The 19,581-nt window shown below is 48.0% G+C and carries 18 protein-coding genes and 1 pseudogene; 1 reads left to right on the top strand and 18 read right to left on the bottom strand.

Annotated features, from left to right (window positions below; genetic code table 11):
- Positions 1–242: 242 nt before the first annotated feature.
- From rplA to DW965_RS13300, 16 genes are all read right to left on the bottom strand, one after another.
- Complete coding sequence (gene rplA / locus DW965_RS13375; RefSeq protein WP_022463246.1) at positions 243–935, bottom strand: 50S ribosomal protein L1; 693 nt, start codon at positions 933–935, stop codon at positions 243–245.
- Between the two features lie 79 nt (positions 936–1,014).
- Complete coding sequence (gene rplK, locus DW965_RS13370) at positions 1,015–1,440, bottom strand: 50S ribosomal protein L11 (protein ID WP_022463245.1); 426 nt, start codon at positions 1,438–1,440, stop codon at positions 1,015–1,017.
- 72 nt (positions 1,441–1,512) lie between these two features.
- Complete coding sequence (gene nusG, locus DW965_RS13365) at positions 1,513–2,034, bottom strand: transcription termination/antitermination protein NusG (protein WP_022463244.1); 522 nt, start codon at positions 2,032–2,034, stop codon at positions 1,513–1,515.
- 16 nt (positions 2,035–2,050) lie between these two features.
- The gene (secE, locus tag DW965_RS13360; RefSeq protein ID WP_022463243.1) at positions 2,051–2,251 is read right to left on the bottom strand and encodes a preprotein translocase subunit SecE; all 201 of its coding nucleotides are present in this window, start codon (positions 2,249–2,251) and stop codon (positions 2,051–2,053) included.
- A 21-nt stretch (positions 2,252–2,272) separates the two neighbouring features.
- Entirely contained in the window at positions 2,273–2,422 is a 150-nt protein-coding gene (rpmG, locus tag DW965_RS13355; RefSeq protein ID WP_055219257.1) for a 50S ribosomal protein L33, read from the bottom strand.
- A 343-nt stretch (positions 2,423–2,765) separates the two neighbouring features.
- On the bottom strand, positions 2,766–4,250 hold the full coding sequence (locus DW965_RS13350; RefSeq protein ID WP_117761721.1) for a C69 family dipeptidase: 1,485 nt from the start codon (positions 4,248–4,250) through the stop codon (positions 2,766–2,768).
- Positions 4,251–4,322: 72 nt separating this feature from the next.
- Entirely contained in the window at positions 4,323–6,020 is a 1,698-nt protein-coding gene (locus tag DW965_RS13345) for a M20/M25/M40 family metallo-hydrolase (protein ID WP_158582861.1), read from the bottom strand.
- Complete coding sequence (locus DW965_RS13340) at positions 6,013–7,323, bottom strand: CapA family protein (RefSeq protein WP_158582859.1); 1,311 nt, start codon at positions 7,321–7,323, stop codon at positions 6,013–6,015. The genes DW965_RS13345 and DW965_RS13340 overlap by 8 nt, the downstream gene beginning before the upstream one ends.
- 129 nt (positions 7,324–7,452) lie before the next feature.
- Positions 7,453–8,193: a gamma-glutamyl-gamma-aminobutyrate hydrolase family protein gene (locus DW965_RS13335; protein ID WP_055219249.1), complete on the bottom strand. Its 741-nt coding sequence runs from the start codon at positions 8,191–8,193 to the stop codon at positions 7,453–7,455.
- Between the two features lie 96 nt (positions 8,194–8,289).
- Positions 8,290–9,381 carry a M42 family metallopeptidase gene (locus tag DW965_RS13330; protein WP_119198469.1) on the bottom strand — a complete coding sequence of 364 codons (1,092 nt, stop codon included), beginning with the start codon at positions 9,379–9,381 and terminating at the stop codon, positions 8,290–8,292.
- A gap of 43 nt (positions 9,382–9,424) precedes the next feature.
- Complete coding sequence (locus DW965_RS13325; protein WP_118700353.1) at positions 9,425–10,225, bottom strand: M55 family metallopeptidase; 801 nt, start codon at positions 10,223–10,225, stop codon at positions 9,425–9,427.
- Complete coding sequence (locus DW965_RS13320; protein WP_117805054.1) at positions 10,222–11,214, bottom strand: ABC transporter ATP-binding protein; 993 nt, start codon at positions 11,212–11,214, stop codon at positions 10,222–10,224. The genes DW965_RS13325 and DW965_RS13320 overlap by 4 nt, the downstream gene beginning before the upstream one ends.
- A 1-nt stretch (position 11,215) precedes the next feature.
- A complete protein-coding gene (locus tag DW965_RS13315) occupies positions 11,216–12,229 on the bottom strand; it encodes an ABC transporter ATP-binding protein (protein ID WP_117761727.1) in 1,014 nt (337 codons plus the stop codon).
- Between the two features lie 15 nt (positions 12,230–12,244).
- A complete protein-coding gene (locus tag DW965_RS13310; RefSeq protein ID WP_055219238.1) occupies positions 12,245–13,129 on the bottom strand; it encodes an ABC transporter permease subunit in 885 nt (294 codons plus the stop codon).
- A 101-nt stretch (positions 13,130–13,230) separates the two neighbouring features.
- Entirely contained in the window at positions 13,231–14,061 is an 831-nt protein-coding gene (locus DW965_RS13305) for an ABC transporter permease (RefSeq protein WP_243036636.1), read from the bottom strand.
- Positions 14,062–14,201: 140 nt separating this feature from the next.
- Positions 14,202–15,902, bottom strand: coding sequence for a glutathione ABC transporter substrate-binding protein (locus tag DW965_RS13300; protein WP_119198468.1), 1,701 nt, complete (start codon positions 15,900–15,902; stop codon positions 14,202–14,204).
- Positions 15,903–16,189: 287 nt separating this feature from the next.
- Between DW965_RS13300 and DW965_RS13295 the strand changes: the two genes are divergently transcribed.
- Entirely contained in the window at positions 16,190–18,160 is a 1,971-nt protein-coding gene (locus DW965_RS13295) for a sigma 54-interacting transcriptional regulator (RefSeq protein ID WP_158582857.1), read from the top strand.
- 1 nt (position 18,161) lies between these two features.
- Here DW965_RS13295 and DW965_RS13290 read toward each other — a convergent pair.
- Positions 18,162–19,227, bottom strand: a pseudogene (locus tag DW965_RS13290) (P1 family peptidase).
- Between the two features lie 174 nt (positions 19,228–19,401).
- On the bottom strand, positions 19,402–19,581 hold a 180-nt coding region (locus DW965_RS19450; RefSeq protein ID WP_207666214.1), incomplete at its 5' end, for a hypothetical protein.

The following is a 19,581-nucleotide window of genomic DNA, read 5'->3' as shown; positions in this document are numbered from 1 at the left end:
AACGCATGCATGGGCTCTGCTCTTTTCGTTTACTTTCTGCTTAGCATTATACTAACATTTCCGGCAGAATACTTGATCTTAATTTTCATGTTCTAACACTATTTTGATCTTTTTCAATTATTTCCCATTGAAATAAAGCTCTTTCTTAAGGAATCGGAATTCGCCTTTCCCCTGCGTCCGTTTTTCAACGCAAAGAACCCCCGGAGCCATTACAGCCCCGGGGGTTCTCATTCTTTCATTTATTATGCAAGCTTCAAAGTATTAACCTTAACTCCAGGTCCCATAGTAGGAGCCAGAGTAACGCTCTTCAGGTACTGTCCCTTCAGAGTAGCCGGTTTTGCTTTGTTGATTGCACCGATCAGCGTCTGGAAGTTGTCGCTTAACTGCTCCTCAGTAAAAGAAGCTTTTCCGATTGGCACGTGGATAATGTTTGTTTTGTCAAGACGATACTCAATCTTACCTGCTTTGATCTCTTTAACGGCTTTGGTAACATCCATAGTTACGGTACCAGCCTTCGGGTTTGGCATTAAACCTTTCGGTCCAAGTACACGGCCCAGACGACCAACAACACCCATCATATCCGGTGTAGCAACAACAACATCATAATCAAACCAGCCATCGTTCTGGATTCTCGGGATCAGCTCCTCAGCTCCAACGAACTCTGCACCTGCTGCAACAGCCTCATCAGCTTTTGCGCCTTTAGCGAAAACAAGTACACGAACCTGTTTTCCGGTACCGTGCGGCAGAACAACTGCTCCACGGATCTGCTGGTCTGCGTGACGTCCGTCACAACCAGTTTTGATGTGAACTTCGATTGTCTCGTCAAATTTAGCAGTAGCTAATTTCTTAACTGTGGAAATAGCATCTGCCGGATCGTACTGAATGCTACGATCAACTGCTTTTGCAGCCTCTAAATATTTCTTACCATGTTTCATTGTCTAATAACCTCCTGGTGGTAGTTGCGGGAATCTCCCTCCCACGTCAATACGAGAAGATGTAAACTCTTCTTCTAAATTAGTCCTCTACAACGATACCCATACTTCTTGCGGTACCTGCGATCATGCTCATAGCTGCCTCAACAGTTGCTGCATTCAGGTCTGGCATCTTCATCTCTGCGATCTCACGAACTTTGTCCTTAGAGATAGTAGCAACTTTCGTTTTGTTCGGAACGCCGGAACCAGATTTCAGGTTGCAGGCTTTCTTAAGCAGAACTGCTGCCGGAGGAGTTTTGGTTATGAAGCTGAAACTTCTGTCTGCATATACAGTGATAACTACAGGGATGATCAGGTCTCCCTTATCTGCTGTTCTTGCGTTGAACTCTTTGGTAAACTGTACGATGTTTACTCCGTGCTGTCCAAGTGCAGGTCCAACCGGTGGTGCTGGTGTTGCTTTACCAGCAGGAATCTGTAATTTAATATATCCTGTAACTTTCTTTGCCATTTTACGGCACCTCCTAAATAAATGTGGTAATTGCGGGAATTTCCCTCCCACGAAACGCCCCTGGGGCATTTCTTACATCTTCTTGACTTCTGCGAAACTTATTTCTACCGGCGTTTCGCGGCCGAACAGCTCAACATTGATGGTAACCATCTGTTTTGTATCGTTGATACTCTGAATCAGTCCGGTTGTATCCTTCCATGCGCCGCCTGTTACAACGACTGCATCGCCGACTTCAAGGTCAAGCTCAACCTTTTCCTCACCACCGGTGATTCCAAGGTTCACCATTTCCTCATCCGTAAGCGGTACCGGCTTGGATCCCGGTCCTACGAAGCCCGTAACACCTCTGGTATTGCGGACAACATACCAGGTATCGTCGTTCATGATCATGTTGATCAGAACGTAGCCCGGAAACAATTTCCGGAGTACCTGTTTCTTGGTTCCGTTCTTGACTTCAACAACTTCTTCCATAGGAACACGTACTTCCAAAATCTGATCCTCAAGATGACGGTTCTCAATTGTTTTCTCAATATTGGCTTTTACTTTGTTTTCATAGCCCGAATAGGTGTGGACTACATACCAGTTTACTTCTGACATTCTGACACCTTTATCCTTATTTGATCAATAAATTGACGAACTCGATTACAGCGCTGTCAACCAGGGTGATTAACCCGCAGGTTACTGCAGAGATCGCTACGACTGCAACGGTCTGCTTGCCCAGCGTTTTGTTGTCAACCCAGATGATTTTTCTGAACTCTGCTTTCAAGCCCTTGAACCAGCTCTTTTTGGATGCTTTTTTTTCAGTTTCTGCCATTGGATCACCTCTTACCAAAGATTATTTGGTTTCTTTGTGCATTGTGTGCTTTTTGCAGAATCTGCAGTACTTCTTTGTCTCCATTCTCTCAGGATGGTTCTTTTTCTCTTTTGTCATGTTGTAATTACGCTGTTTGCATTCAGTACATGCCAATGTGATTTTTACGCGCACGACTTCCACCTCCACTGTGTATTTGCGTTATCGCTTGTGATCCTTGCGGATCAGCGGCGGTCTCTTCATTTCTGCCCTGTTTTTGCTGCTCGTACTTCAGCAATTTCAGGCATAAAAAAAAGACCTTCTTCCATGTCGCTGGTTTATTGTAGCACAGGAACTGCCTGTTGTCAACAAAATTCACCAAAGTACGCTGAGATTTTTTATCAGGATCGTATCGTTCACCGGTGTCCGGCGAACTGTAACACCCTGTTTGTTCGAGACGATTCCGGACAGGAAATGATTCTGCGCGCAATTTTTCCTGCGCGCAGAACCATTCTCCTATTCTTTCCCTGAAAAAGCCTTACGCATCCGATCTGGAATACGCGTTTTTCATCTGGTTGCTGAGTTCAAAGAGTACCTTGTGCAGTGTTGCACCCGTCTCTTTTTTCAGCATTTCAGCGATTTTGTTGTTTGCTTCTTCTCTCAATTGTGTCTGTTTTGTTTCGTCTGTCTCCCCTGCAAGCAGCGCATCGTATTGGTGGATCAGTGCATGGCCTTTTGCCATCACCTTTTCCTGATACCGCTCAATGTGAAAGATAGAAGACTTATAGGATGCATCTGCCATTGCTGCCACCATGCGGCTTGCCCAGTAGAAGTTATCTGTGGAAACCTCTCCCGTTGTGTTGGAAAGATACTCCGGTGTTGTCGTCACATCGGTGTAGAACGGAACCAGCACATTGAATGCATTTGACGCAAATGCAATCCACTGCAGAATGCCGTTGTCTCCTTTGTGATCCGGGCGCATCTGGATGACAGAAAGGAAATCGGTCCGGTTGACACCGATGGAGCGGTATGCCCCTTTCCACGATTTATCGCCGTATGCGGCATACGGGTCGTACGGTGTTCCCTGATAGTGGGAGGACAGTACGTATTTCACATCCTCTACGGTGATCTTCTTCTCCGGAACCATCATCCACGGAATATCGTCAGATACCGGTGTGTAATCGGCATCCGGTCCGTCCCATTTTTTTGTGTGCGGGTTCAGATAGCGCTCCATGAACCAGGCACGCGGTGTATTGTAAACGTGATCGGAATCATCGTGGCTTCCGAAAGCATCGCGCGGATTAAAATTTCCATCCATAGAAAGATCCAGATGATATGTTTCAATAAATTCTTTCAAGTCTGCTGAGCACATATATTCCTTCTGTTCGCCGAGTGCATCCTCCAGATCAAAATGGTCGATGCCAAGCTGGTTCGGCATGGCCACATAATGGTCATCCGGCACTTTCACTGCCATCCAGTGATGGCCGCCGATCGTCTCCAGCCACCAGATCTCATCGTGGTCCTGAAATGCAATGCCGTTCATCTCGTATGTACCATACTGCTCCAGCAGACTGCCCAGTCTTTTGACACCCTCTCTGGCGCTTTTAATATAAGGAAGAACAATATAAACAAGGTCCTCCTCGCCGATTCCGCCCGGAACCTCTTCTTTTCCGTCTTCCGCCGGCTGATAAACAACAAGCGGATCCGCACCCAGCACACGCGGATTCGATGTGATTGTCTCGGTCGCAGTCATACCGACCTGCGCTGCATTCACGCCACTTGCCGCCCAGACACCCTCGCCTTTTTCTGCGTTTGGCACTGCAGTGTACCGCATCGGATTGTCCGGAAGCTCAATGGTCAGATGAGAAATCTCGGTTTTATAGGTTCTCGGCTGCTCCTCCGGGTGAATCACTACAAATTTTTTCGATGTATAATGGCCTGCACCGGAATCGTCGTTTCGCGCGATCATGGTGGAACCGTCATACGATGCTTTCTTTCCAACTAAAATGGTTGTACAAGGCATAGCTATAGCCCTCCTTTTGCTGTCTTATGCTTCCGATTATGACATCTTCAGCTGCGATTTGCAAGCACCATGTTATCTGTCGTTTTCTTCCTTTTTCACAAAATAAACCGTATCAATTCCTTCTCCCCTGTCATCCTTCAGCCGCCGGACAAGACGATATCCCAGCTTGTCCAGGATATGCTCCTGGGCCCCGTTCGTGGACCAGGTACGGAGAGTAATCCGGCTTCCCGGAAATTTTGCTGCGATGTCCTTTTCTGCTTCTGCATACATTACCTCCGAAATTCCCTGTCCGCGGTAATCCGGCCAGACGCAGAGGGTGGTCAGATAGCAGGAATCCGGATATGCTTCCAGATTCTCACAGTTAAAATGATCCTTCCAGGTCATAAAGGCCCGCACGACTCCCTCTTCCTTCCACAGCACCACATGCTGACTGCAGATATTCTCCAGATATTCTGCAATTCCATCCGTCTTTTCTTCTGTCTCGGCCCAGTTCGTCTGGGATGTACTGTTGCGGTGGGAAAGCGGCGGAACGAAATCCTGATCGCACAGCTCCAGCAGCTGCCGGATTTCCTCTTTCTCTTTTCGATCCTCTATCCCGTTCCTTACAACGACTCTGCTCTCGCAGCACATCCACGGAAGCCGGCATACGAGTGCTACGGCTGCACACATGCCATCTTCTACGCTGGCGGCATCGAGCCATTCTTCTCTGGTATGCGCTCCCCCGCCCCGGCAGAAACCGACGCAGATAGCAGGAATATGCCGCGACAATGGGATATTACAGTCTGTGGATGCTTCAGAGCATACCGGTTCTTCCCCATCGGCTGCCTTCAGCGTTTTCTGTGCGCACCGCGTCATACGTGCCATCTGGACAGGATCGGTTTCTCTTGCGCACGGCCGCTTTCCGACGAGCTCACAGGAATACTGTACCTCCTCACTCTGGCGTGCTGCTATGGTCTCCTCCAGATATGTTTCGCAGGCTTCCAGGCTCCTGTAATCCTCCGAACGGAATTCAAACAGCATGGAGGCATCCTGCGCAATCGTATTAACAGAGGTTCCTCCCTCTATTTTTCCCACATTGTATGTTGTATGAGATGCTGCATCCGTCTGAAAACGGTAAAGCTCTCCGATCAGGCCCGCAAGCTCTGCAATAGCATTTTTTCTTCCGAAATTCAGGAAGGAATGACCGCCCTTTGTTTTTGCCGAAATCCGATACCGGACAGACCCGATGCAGATGGGATACATTTTATCCCGATACAGATCAAAGGCTGCCATTCCGCACAGATTTTTTTCATAATGGTCGACAAGCGCGCGAACTCCGCACAGATTGCCAAGCCCTTCTTCTCCCAGATCCGCTGCAAAAATCAGACCGCATGGAAGCTCCGGCTCTGTCTCATGAACGTATTTTGCCGCCATCAGAAGCATCACAACATTCACGGTATCGTCCGTGATACCGGGACAACGCCAGATCATTCCGTCTTCTTTGATCTCCAGCGGCTCCTCCAGCGAAAACACAGTGTCCAGATGCGCCGTATACAGAACCTTCTTTTCCTGTTCCGGCCGATACTCCCAGATTACATTTCCAAGCTCATCCGTATGAACCGACTCCATGCCCTGCTGTTTCATCCATTCCATGCAATATGCGATTCTCTGATCCTCTTTTCCCGTTTCCGTCGGGGTCAGTGTCAGCTCCCGCAGCGTCTGCAGCGCAAGTTCTTTGTTGTTCCGGCAAAAGTTTCGGTATTCCTCTTCTATTTCCCATTTTTTACGCATGAAGTACAATCCTTCCTTCTTTGTATTCCCATTCTGTTCCATATCTCTTGCTCACGCGGGTGAGATATTCTGCAATTTTTTCTGCTGTTTTTTCGTCTGCCACGTACGGAATATTTTTTTCTGCGTTTTCCCTGTCCATACCAAGCTCGACCGGCAGAAGCTCCAGATGTGTGCATTTTCCCTGACAGATCTCGAAATACGGCAGCACACTCCGATAGACCTCCGGAATTTCATAGAGGGAATGTGAGGACTGCTCCTGCCGCCTGGCGATTCCGATGGATGCTGCCGTGTGAATATTCAGACCATATTTTTCCATGTAGTCCGCAGGCAGAAGGCGTACATACTGATTTTCAAAAATAAAATTTCCGAGGCAGTAGAAAATCGGACAGTCATGATACAGTTCGATTCCCTTCAGCTGATGCGTTCCGCCCCCGATCACCGCGCTGGCTCCCGCATCGATACAGGCGTGTGCAAATTCCTCCAGAAAATAATCCGCTTCCTCGTCGTTGTCCTTACGGATTTCATGTGAATGTACCATAACCAGGACTGCCTCACATGTCATCTTCGCTTCCCGGATTGCATCGACGGTGCGTTTCACATCGATCGGATTCGGGCTGGAGCTTCTTCCCTCTGTTCCGTCCTTGCTGATTTCAAACATTTTCCCGCCAAATTCCATGGCACCCTCGGGAAGCGGAGCTATAAATCCCTCCTGCCGGTGCAGATCCCGCAGTCCGTTGATTCCGGTCACCTCTGCAATCTTTGCAAGATCCTGCGCATGTTTCTCCGTAATGGTATATTTTTCCGAAAAGCGCAGCGGATTTAAGCCCGGCCTGCCAGGCTGCCGTTCCGTCTGGCTTCCCGCCCTGGCTGCATTTTCAAAGGTAGAACAGATATCAATCACCGCAATCTGTCCCGCTGTTGTGTCCAGAATGGCAGGACGCGATGCTTCGTAAAGATTTTTGCCTGCTCCGGCATATGCCACATCCTTTTTTTTCAGTTCGCTGATCGTAGATGCAAGTCCTTCGTAGGAATAATCCATCGTATGATTATTCGAAATCCCAAGAAAATTAAAACCGTAACGCAGGGTATCTTCCAGACACTTCGCATCTGCAGTCAGCCATGTTCCGCCGGAATACGCCGATGCGTAACAGCTGCCGTCCGATATCGTCGTTTCCAGATTCGCCATCCGAACCTCTCCCTGCATCAGAAATTCGCGAATCGGCAAAACATCCTGATATCCCGGCAGAAGCCGTTTCATAATCAGAATATCACCCGCCGCCGATACTCTTATTGTTCTGTTCATTCTTTTTTTGCCTCCCGAACGATTCCTGCTCTCTGCTTTTAGAATCGCATCTTTATCCATTCTTATTTTTTCGTAACGGTTCAAAGGTCCCATCCCGGTTTTTCTTTCCTTTTACATGGTTCCAAATCGTTACTTTTTCTCTCTGTATCTGCTGCTTCTTTCTACCAGATCCGCAAAAAGGCGGTTCATCTCCGGCGCTGAGTGGATCAGCCCTTCCGGATGCCACTGTACGGCCACAATCTGTCCGTTGCGGCTTTCTATCGCCTCGATGGTTCCATCCGGCGCCGTTGCTGAAACCACGATGTCCTCTCCCGGCGTACGCACTGCCTGATGATGCATGGAGTTTACCGCATGGGTTCCCGCCCCAAGGATTTCTGCCAGATGGGTTCCCTCTTTAATTTCTACATGGTGATGCAGATACGACCGCTCCAGGGACTGCAGATGCAGAATTGTAGTTTCCTTCTGTGTATAGATATCCTGGTACAGATCACCGCCGCACAGGACATTTAAAAACTGAATTCCTTTGCAGATGCCAAGCATAGGCATTCCCATCTCTTTTGCTGCCCGTCCAAGTGCAAACCATGCCTCGTCGATCTCCGGGCGGATGGTCTGGATCTGCGGTTTTGGCTCTTCCCCATAATACCACGGATTTAAGTCCTCTCCGCCGGGAACCAGAATTCCGTCGCACACAGCAAGTATGCCTTCCGGATCCGCTTTCATGGCAACTGCCGGAATTGCCATAGGAATTCCGCCGTTATTCAGAACTGATTCGATATAATCGCTGTTGACATACATTCTCTCCGCACTTGAAAAAAGTCCCGGCTGTGTTTTATACGTATTTCCCAAGATTCCAATGATCGGTTTTCTCACTTGTAAACTCTCCTTTTTTACCAGATATGCCGAAAACGGCTTCACCTTTCCTGTGAACCCGCTTCCGGCATGCTTTTTCTTTCGTTATTGAATATTTTACAGTACATCCTGATGGCAGATATGACGGATCTTTTCCTCATCTAAAGCACGAATGACATTGGCTGCCATTGCGCTTGCTGCCTCCAGGTCTTCTTTTGCGCAGAAATTGTAATGGCTGTGCGCATAGCGGGATGGAACACCAAGCACCAGACACGGAACTGCTTTTCCTGTCACGCTGATTTTTGCTGCGTTTGTACTTCCGCCTCTTCTTACACTCTCCTGGTATTTGATTCCGCATTTTGCTGCCACTTCCTCGGCCAGTGAAATAAACTGCGTATTGGAAATATAGCTGTTGTCCAGGATACGAATCTGAACACCCTTCTTCATGCAGCCCTGTGCCTGTCCTGCGCTGATGAAAAAGTCATCGGAAGGAGATCCTTCAAATACAATGGCAAGATCCGGTTTTACAATCTGGCTCGTTACCACAGCACCGCGAGTTCCGACCTCCTCCTGCGCCGCAAAGGCGCCGACAACATTAACTGCAAGAGAAGCCTGCTCCTTTTCCAGCTGTTTCATCGTATCTACGATGCACGCGCAGCCGGCACGGTTGTCAAATGCTTTTCCGAAGCAGATTTCATGCTCTGCATCGTATTCAAAGGTTACATCCGGCATCATCGGATCACCGATATGGATTCCGAAAACGTTTTCAACCTCCTCGCGGCTGGTTGCTCCGACATCCACATACATTTTTTCAATTTCCAGAGTCTGGCTGTTGCGTTCTGCTGTTGTCATGAAATGAACCGGTTTCGCACAGATAATACCATGTACCATCTTTCCGGATCTGGTGCGGATCCATACCGCATGTGCCGGAAGACTGGTCAGATGGAAGCCGCCAAGCATGATAATGCCGAGGCATCCGTTGTCCTGGATATTCTGTACCATGAAACCGCATGCGTCCAGATGGGCATCCAGCTGGATGACCGGACGGGAATCCTGCTTTGTTCCCGGCATCCGCACATACAGGTTATTCATTGCGTCATTTTCTACATCAAATTCTTTGCAGTAATCTGCAATGGTACGGATGACATCCTCCTCAAATCCACTTGGTCCAAATGCATCGGAAAGCTTTCCAAACATTTCTATATCCATTGTTTTATCCTCTTTTCTTTGGTTTTCTGTCAGATTTATATTCTTAATATACAACAAAGCAATGTGCTGTGACAATATCCATCCAGCGGTCTGTCTCCAGCTTATTTGTGAAGGTATCTACCTTCTGCATTCCCGGATAAAACGACATCGTGTACGCTTTTTTCCAGTCTTTGTAGGTTACCTCATACGTAAAGTGCTCAGGAAGGGCCACTTGGCACTCTTTTTTCTGTCCGGCAACTGCCTTTTTTACCCCTTCCCGGATTTCGGAGATCACTTTTCCTTTCGCTTTGCACCACGTTGCCGCACCGACACCATGCTTCGTTTCCACTGTCGTAATGCCCGGAATCAGTTCTTTGGCCTGACGGCAGATCTCTTCATCTCCGGAAAGGAACAGCACCGGTACGTGATGTGATGCTGCTGTATAGCTGTTCAGCATGCACTCACTCATCACTTTTCCATTCAGATGAATATACAGGCTGTTTCCTGTCGATGTGTGGCTGATCGAAAAATTGGGATCTCCTGCCGGTGCATGGTATCCAAGATACAGTACGCCGTCATAGCTGTCGTCGATACCATACATCATATTATACGGATGACCACTCTTTCCCCGGATCAGGGTGACATACTCCGGCATTTTCAGCGGGTCAATGTTGGATGCATCTCCGTGACCGTCCTTTACGACAATCTCATCCGCGCCCGCTTCATGTGCTGCTTCGCATGCCGCAACGACCTCTTCGGTCATCTCCTCTGCAAATCTCTGGCATACGCTTTCCTTCTTATGTGTTTCATCGGTCAGTGCCACTCCGGCACAGCCCTCGATATCTGCACTGATAAAAAGCTTCATTTCTGCTGTTCCCTTCTTTCTTTATCATAAAGATGACAATATACGTAATGTCCGTCATCCACTTCATACCGCTCCGGCGCCTGTGTTTTGCAGCATTCCATGCATTTTGGACATCTGGTATGGAATTTGCAGCCTGTCGGCGGCTTGTGGGCGGATGGGATGCTTCCCTCAAGCAGAATTCTTTCTCTTTTTGCCGTCGGATCCGGAACCGGAACTGCGGAAAGCAGTGCCTGCGTATACGGATGCATCGGATTGCTGTAAATTTTCTCTTTTTCTCCGACCTCCACGAAATTGCCGAGATACATAACGCCGACACGGTCACTGATGTATTCCACAACACTCAGGTCATGTGCAACAAAAATATAGGTCAGATCCAGATCATGCTTCAGTTCATTTAAAAGATTCAGAACCTGCGCCTGAATGGACACATCCAGTGCCGAAACCGGTTCGTCTGCGATGATCAGAGACGGTTCTACCGCAAGTGCGCGGGCAATTCCGATTCTCTGGCGCTGACCGCCGGAAAATTCATGAGGATAACGGTTTGCATGGTAGTCATCAAGTCCTACCCTGTGCAAAAGATCCAGCACTTTCTTTTCCAGATCCGCTTTATCCTGATACAGATGATGCACCAGCAGCGGCTCTGCAATGATGTCAAAAACGGACATTCGTGGATTCAGGGACGCATACGGATCCTGAAAAACCATCTGTACTTTTTTCCGGACGGAACGCATTCTCCGGTCATTGTACTCTGTAATATCTTCGCCATCCAGATACACATGGCCCGATGTCAGATTTTCCAGTTTGCAGACGCCTCTTCCCAGTGTGGATTTTCCGCAGCCGGACTCGCCTACAATTCCGAATACCTCTCCTTTTTTCACCTCAAAGGTAACTCCGTCTACCGCTTTGACGAATTCCTTTTTCCCAAATCCGCTTCCGGCAACCGGATAATAAATTTTCAAATCCTCTACTCTAAGTAATGTATCCGACATCCTAGTCACCTGCCTTCTCTACGTGATCTGTTTTGAGCTGTCCGCTTTCGCAGAGCCAGCATCTGCTGATATGGCCTTCCTCGATCTGGAAAAATCCCGGTTCTTCCTCGCGGCATTTTTCCGAAGCGTATGGACATCGCGGCTCAAATTTGCAGCCTTTCGGCATATATTTCGGGTTTGGAACGTTACCCGGAATCGACTTCAGTTCTTTTCCGGCGTCTCCCAGTCTCGGAATCGATCCCAGCAGTCCCTTCGTATACGGGTGGGACGGATTGGCGAAAATTGTTTTTACATCTCCGCGCTCTACCACGCGGCCGCAGTACATAACGGCAACATCATCGCAGACCTCTGCAACGACGCCAAGATCATGTGTAATAAACAGGATCGATGTACCTGTCTCTTTTTTCAGCTGATTCATCAGATCCAGTATCTGTGCCTGAATCGTTACATCCAGCGCAGTCGTCGGCTCATCCGCAATCAGGATTTCCGGCTTGCATACAAGTGCCATGGCAATCATGACCCTCTGTCTCTGGCCGCCGGAAAGCTGGAACGGATACTCCTTCATCATATGTTCCACACGCGGAACACCGGTTTTCCGGAGCATATCTTCCGCCTTTTTCAGTGCCTCTTTTTTTGATATTTTTTCGTGCTGCAGAACGCATTCTGCCACCTGGTCTCCAATCTTCATGACCGGGTTCAGACTGGTCATCGGTTCCTGGAAAATCATGGAAATTTTGCTTCCGCGCAGCTTTCTCTGCTGTTCCTTCGTCAGCTTTACAATGTCATCGCCATCCAGCAGGATTTCGCCATCAGCAATTTTTCCTTTCGTTCCGGCCAGTAATCCCATCACAGAGAGGGATGTCACGCTCTTTCCACTTCCCGACTCACCTACGATGCCAAGCGTTGCGCCGCGTCGAAGCTCCACATCGACACCATCTACTGCTTTGATCACACCGCCATCGGTATAGAAATACGTATGTAAATTTTTTATCTCAAGTACGTTATCAGTAGCCACTTCTGCTCCTCCTTATCAATCGGAAAGTTTCGGATCGAGTGCATCGCGAAGTCCGTCGCCTAACAGGTTAAAGCTCAGTACGGTAAGGAAAATCGCAAGACCCGGGAAAATCGTCACATACATTGCACTTGCCATATAGTTTCTTCCGTTGGAAAGAAGCAGTCCCCATTCCGGTGTCGGCGGCTGTGCTCCCATTCCCAGGAAGGAAAGGCTCGATGCCGTCAGAATGGAAGATCCAAATGACATGGAATACTGTACAATGATGTCCGGAATGGCTCCCGGCAGAATATGGTGAAACAGAATTCTCGCATCGGAAACACCGATGTTCCGTGCCGCCAGGACAAAAACGGAATTTTTCAGGGTCAGCGTTTTGCTTCGGACAAGCCGTGCGAAGGTCGGTGTAGAAAAGACAGCGACCGCAATCACAACGTTTGTCATGCCGCTTCCGAGGATTGCCACGATGGCGATTGCAAGAATCAGTCCCGGAAAAGCGAACAGGACATCGCAGATTCTCATAATAATAGAATCAATCCATCCGCCGTAATATCCGGCCAGAAGTCCGAGAATGGTACCACAGACTGCACCGACCGTAACAGCGCCGAATCCGACTGCAAGTGAAATCCGGGTTCCACAGACGATACGGGAAAACAGATCCCGTCCAAACTCATCCGTTCCAAACAGGTGCTTCATACTTGGTCCCTGCAGAATCGCATTATAATCATACTCATTGATTCCGTACGGCACAATTTTGCTTCCGAAAAACGCAAGGAAAATGAGAAAAATGATAAAACAAAGCGCAACTACTGCATTTTTCTGTTTTTTAAATTTTCGAACCATCTCAGAAAACGGAGTTTTAATTCTCTCCTGGTTCTCGGTCTGTACTTTTTTCTTTTCTTTCATTCCACTCATCTCCTACTGAAGTTTAATTTCCGGATTCAGAACCGCATAGAGGATATCGACAATCAGGTTGATGACGATAAACTGCAGCGAAAAGATCAGAATCAGGACTGGATTGCCGGATAATCTCTGTAATTGACCGATTCAATCAGAAGGGAGCCAAGGCCAGGATAGGCAAATACCGTTTCTGTGACAACAGAACCTCCCAGCAGAAAGCCGAACTGCAGACCCACAACCGTCACGACGGAAATCATGGAGTTGCGGAAAACATGCTTCCAGATCACAACCTTTTCTTTGATTCCTTTTGCTCTTGCTGTTCTGACGTAATCTTCTTTTAAAACCTCAATAATGGAGGATCTTGTAAATCGTGCGATCACGGCTGCAATTCCGACGCCGAGCGTGATCGACGGCATAATCAGACTTTTCAGGCTTGTTCCGCTTGTTGTCGGCAGAATTCGCAGTTTTACCGCAAACAGCATAATCAACAGAAAGCCGATCCAGAACGAGGGGAGCGAAATACCTGAGACCGCAATCGTCATTCCGGTATAATCCTGCCATTTTCCCCGGTGTGTTCCGGACCACACACCAAAGAGCACACCAACAACCGAGCTCCACAGCAATGTGACAAATGCCAGACGAACGGTATTTCCGAATCTTCCCGCAACCTCCTTTGTAACTGGCTGCTTTGTGCGAAGGGAGGTTCCGAGATTTCCTTTTAAAAGTCCTGTCACATAGGTAACATACTGTGTCGGAATGGATTTATTGAGGCCAAGCTCTTCTCTTACTGCCTCTACGTCATCCTGTGTTGCCTGCTCTCCTGCAACGAGTCTCGCCGGATCTCCCGGAATCAGGCGGACAAAGAAAAATACAAATGTAACAACAATAATCAGTGTGGGGATCGTACCCACAATACGCTTCAGTATATATTTTGGCATATTGTATCTCCTACTTTCATGCTTATCCTACAGGTACAATCCCACGGATCACTGCCTGCTTTCCTGTTTGTAAGAAACCGGCGCCCTCTTTTGATGGAAGGACGCCGGGGTCTTTTTCATATCCTTATTTCAGTCTGCCGTTATTCGGCTGCCATTCTGGCATTTCTCATGCCGATGCTTCCATCGCCTAACAGATATACTCCGGTAATGTTGTTGCTGGTTGCCCAGATGTTTTTATCGTTTGCGATGCAGAGCAGCGGGAGATCCTTCCATACGATATCCTGTACTTCTCCATAGATCTCACCACGTTTGTCTTCATCTGCAGTTGCAAGACCGTCTTTGAGAAGCTGATCTACTTTTTCATTCTCATAGTAGCTGATATTGTAGCTCATCGGCGGCTCAGACTCGGTTGCCAGCATCGGACGAAGTCCCCAGTCGGCATCACCGGTGGAAGTAGACCATCCGCTTAAGTAGCAGTCAACCTCGGCATCTGCTCCTGCGCAGTCAGCTCCCTGAACCTTTTCATTCAGAACGGCACTTTCCATTCCGTTCAATTCCAGATCAATACCAACCTCAGAAAGCTGCTGTTTGTAGAACTCTGCTTTTTTCTGATTTGCTGTCGTGTTGCTGTACATCAGTGTTGTGGTAAATCCATCCGGATATCCTGCTTCCTTTAACAGCTCTTTTGCTTTTTCCGGATCGTAGGAATACGGATCATTTCCTTTGTAGTGCTGTACTGCTTCTCCTACCATAGAAGTTGCCACAGAACCGTAACCGTTCATAACAACCTGGATATATGCCTCTTTGTTGATTGCATAAGCCATTGCCTCACGAACCTTAACATCGTTGAACGGTGCTTTCTGTGTATTCATGAAGAAGTACCATACGGTGATGCTGTCGCCCATTCCAACGGATACGTTGCTGTCACCTTTTAAGGTGTCAACGCTTTCGGTCGGTACAGACCACATAATCTGTGCGTCACCTGCCTGAACTGCAGATACACGGGTAGCACTTTCTGCAACCGGTCTGAATGTGATGCTCTTAAATCCTGCATCTGCATCTGCCAGAGCAGTTCCGCCGCAGACGTCTGCGTCATATCCCCACCAGTCTTTGTTCAGCTCTACCTTCATATGGTCACCGGCAACCCACTCAACAAATTTGTACTGGCCGGTTCCTACCGGTGCCTGTGCACAGGCATCTTCTCCTGCTTCAATCTGTTTCGGGCTCATGATCAGCGTAGCCGGATGTGCCAGGTTGCTGATGAAAGCACCGAATGACTGTGATAAATAAATTTTAACGGTATAATCATCTATCTTCTCTGCATGATCCAGAACATTGCAGAGGAATGTAGTACGTTTCAGTCCAAGGCTCTTGTCTGCCCATTTATTTACGTTTGCAATCAGGGCATCTGCATTCCACGGAGTTCCATCGGTAAAGCTTACGCCCTCACGAAGATGAATCGTATACTCGGTTGCTTCATCATTTGCTTCATAGCTGGTTGCCAGCATCGGAATGATCTGCATATTCTCATCGAATCCAAACAGACCGTCCATCATCATTCGCTGTACACCACCGGAAAGTGTATCGGAAGTATCCATCGGATCCATGGTGGTAAAGTCTACAGCTACCATTGCCGTAACATCAGAATCCTGGGATACCGACTCGCCTGCCGGGATCGTGATGGTATTCTCCGTATCTGCTTCCGAACCGGATGAGGTCGATGCAGCAGATGCTGTTGATGTGCTCTTACTTGTGTCAGAAGAGCCTGTCGATCCGCATGCTGTCAGTGCCAGTGCTGTTGCTGCTGCAACCAGAGCACGCATTACATGTCTTTTTTTCATTGTTGTCTCCTCCTTTTCTGCAAGTGTTGCTGTTTTCTTTGTTCTTTCTTTTCACAGATAACAGAACCATGATATAAAAAAGAGCAAAGATGCCTTACCTTTTTTTACAGCCCCTTTGCTTAATCGGTATTATAGATGTAATGCGTCACTATGTCAAAGCATTCTTCCTGATTTTTTCTTTTCTTTTTTGTCTTTTTGCATTTAGGTTGTTTATTTTCGTCAAAAATGATATAATTATCCTAATTTTTAACCCATTACCACTTTTTAGCAGGAAAAGAGGTCCCTTTATGAACAGAACACAAAAGCTTGGCAACGTATTGATCATTTCTTCCCGGAAACGAATGCTTTCCGAATTTCAGTCTTATCTTCACTCCGTGCTCGGTGAATATCTCACCTTCAATACCCTTTTAAGAGAGCAGGCCACAGACCCTTCTCTCTTCCGGGGATACCAGTGCGTCCTTTTTCCAAGCGTCCGCGCCATGGAAACCTTTCCGCTTACCCTTGACTCCTCCATTTTGCAGCTCCCCTGCGACCGCGTTTTCAACCACATGTTCCTGGATAAAATCATTCAGATTCCGCCGCACGAACGTGTCTATCTGGTAAACGATGATAAATATTCCACGCTCGCTATCATTTCCCAGCTTGAGGAATGCGGCATCACCCAATATGACTTTGTTCCGTTTTATCCCGGATGCAAAGATACCGAGTCTGACATTCAGTTTGCCATCACCGCCGGCGAGCCGCAGCTCGTTCCTTCCCGCATCCCCAATGTGCTGGATATCGGCAACCGTATCATCGATATTTCCACTATTTTACAGCTCTGCGAATATTTCAACATTCCTCTGCAGACCGTAAACCGTGTATCGCGCAATTATGTCAATCAGATTCTTCACACCGTCAAGACCTCAGAAACTTACTATACAAATTATGTACAGACCGAACAGCTCATGCAGGTTATCCTGTTCTCTCTTCCCATTGGCATCTGTCTGTTTGGTGCGGATGGCCGCATTCAGTTCATGAACGCTAAATTTGCACATGCCTTCTCGCTTCCTTCCTCCAACTTTGAAGGACAGCCTTTTTCGGAATGTCTTCCGCCTGCCTACGCGGACACTGCTTTCGACCGCAACGGTGACTGGACCATTCTCCTTTCGGATCAGAAAACACAGATCACGTTAAGCGTTCTCTCTATGGTTTTTCCAGATACAGAACCTGTTTTTCTTGCGTTTCTTCCCGAGAGCAGATCCATGGAAATGTCGGTATCGAAAGACGAAAAAACGGAAGAAAGCACTTTTTTCGCTTCCTCCCGTACCTTTTCCCTTTCCCTGTCCCACGCAGATTCCGTCCAGAATCTGATGGCGCAGGCCAGACATCTTGCACTCTTTGATTTTCCGATTCTGATCCAGGGAGAAAGCGGTACACAGCGCCGAACACTCGCACGTGCGATCCACAATTTTTCGCGCCGCCACCATTATCCGTTTTCTGTTCTTCATTCTCCGGGAAATGATCTGACCGAAGCCTCCCTGCTCCGGCTTCTTGCCGAAACCAACCATGGCACACTCGTCCTTTCCCAGGTGGACCGTTTTCCGCTTTCCATTCAGGATCTGCTGGTCAATGTTCTTACCAATGTTCATGGTAACTTCTTTTCCGCACCGGAAACCCGCCGTTTCGATGTGCGTATCATTGCTATTGCGGATGATAACCTTTATAAAAAAGTAGAAAAAGGAACCTTCCTGCGGGAGCTTTTTCACCTTTTAAGTGCTTCCGAGCTTCAGACAGTCCCGATCCGCAGACGCAGGGAGGATATTCCCGATCTTCTCAATTACTTTCTGCTTCAGTTTTTCCACAACACCGATATGACCTGCGACCGGATCTTTTCGGAAGGGCTTCTGCGCTTTCTGAAGGAATATGCGTACCCCGGAAATATTCATGAGCTGTACAATCTGTCCTGCAGCCTGTTTACCCGGTACAGCAGCCATAAGCTGCAGCTTTCCGATCTGCCAACGTACCTCCGCTCCCGCCAGATGGCTGACGTTTCCCTCACCGACCTTCAATATCAGGTTCTTTCTTTCGTATCGACGCATCCGAAAGCAGGCCGCCTGGCAATCAAAAACGGACTGGCCGACGGAGAAACCTTTGTATCCGAAGCGGCTCTGCGCACCGTACTCGGAGAGCTTTCTTCCGCCGGTTATCTCATCGTGCACCGGACAAAAGGCGGATGTGAAATTTCCGAGCTGGGGCGTATGGTTCTGGAAAAATAATTTATTTCAGAAATCCCGGTGTTTCCAGAAATTCGGCAAGGCTGCGGTATCTGGCTCCGTCCAGGCCTCTTTTTTCCTTTGCGGTTACCATAGAGTTCAGGATCGCTTCCTCCACAGCCTCTGCCGCTGCTTCAAATGCCTCGTTGATTTTTTCTTCTTTTATCCGGCGCACGCTTCCACTTCACATGTACTCTTTGTGTCCACGCGGTTTGCCGTTGTAAATCCGATCATGATTTCACCGCTTCCGTGGCCGGTATAGGCTCCTGTTCTGGCGATTCCGACTCCACAGCGGCGGATAATCCGGTACAGCTGCCGCTCCGATACCGGAAGGTCTGTTGCCAGAACCGTCATAATCGATCCCCGGTCTTCGGCGCTGCTTCCGCATTCTTCCTTCCGGATCCGCTCCAGAATCTTCTCCCCTGCCGGTTTTCCACTGATTTTCAAATCTCTGGTTGCCCCGAAATTTGACTGCACCAGAACACCAATAGTATATGTTTTTCCGTCAAGCACCAGCGTGCGGGATGCCGATCCGATTCCCCCTTTCAGCCCATAGCAGATAGTTCCTGTTCCGGCACCGATATCACCTTCCGCAAAGTCTGTATCCGCCTGCTCCAGTGCCTGATACAGCTCTTTTTCCCCCACTACCCGGTTACAAATCTCATTGATTCTCGAATCATTACATTCTCCGACAACCGGATTGATGGAAAAAACATCTTCCCCTTCTTTTTTGGTCTGCTGTATCATCCATGAAATCATGCATCCGCCACTTTTCCGACATTCAGTGTATTGGTCAGGGCAATGGGCGTTTCAAGAGTTCCGAGCTCCTGTACCTGCACAAGACCGCACGTTTTCCCAAAACCGTTATGCACGTAGGCAGACGCCAGGTACTTTTTCAGAAACGGATTGCCCTCTCCCGGCACAATCACCGTCACTCCGGTATGCTGATTTCCACTTTCCACCGTCGCATGGCCTACCCGCACACCGGGCACATCCGTAATTTTATTTTGCGGTCCGCTTTCATGATGTCCTATCCGATATCCGTAATCGCTGATTCTTTTCTGTCTCATCCTGTTTCCTCCTCTTTTTATGATGTACTCCCGGAATTTTTCAGCTCACGCAAATACAGGCACAAAAAAAGACTCCGAAGATACATTTTTCTCTCACTTTACGCTCTCTTCTCTCTTCTGTCCATACCTCTTCCCACAATTTTTCTTCTTTTCTTTATATTTTTTCCATTTCTTTTAGAATTTGGACACACTTTGCTCACATATTCCTTTTATAATAAATCTCGGATAGTTGATAAACCACTCACTATCTCCCCCCTCATAAAAAGATGGCGATATACTTTTGTATATCGTCATCTTTGTTTTTACTGACAAAAACGCCCCCGGGCGGAAAACGTAACCACTTCCGTTTTCCGC

It is taken from the genome of Blautia sp. AM47-4, assembly GCF_003479865.1.
Taxonomy (GTDB): domain Bacteria; phylum Bacillota; class Clostridia; order Lachnospirales; family Lachnospiraceae; genus Fusicatenibacter; species Fusicatenibacter saccharivorans.
The sequence above is the reverse complement of the archived record's forward strand: the minus strand, read 5'-3'. Positions and strand labels throughout refer to the sequence as shown.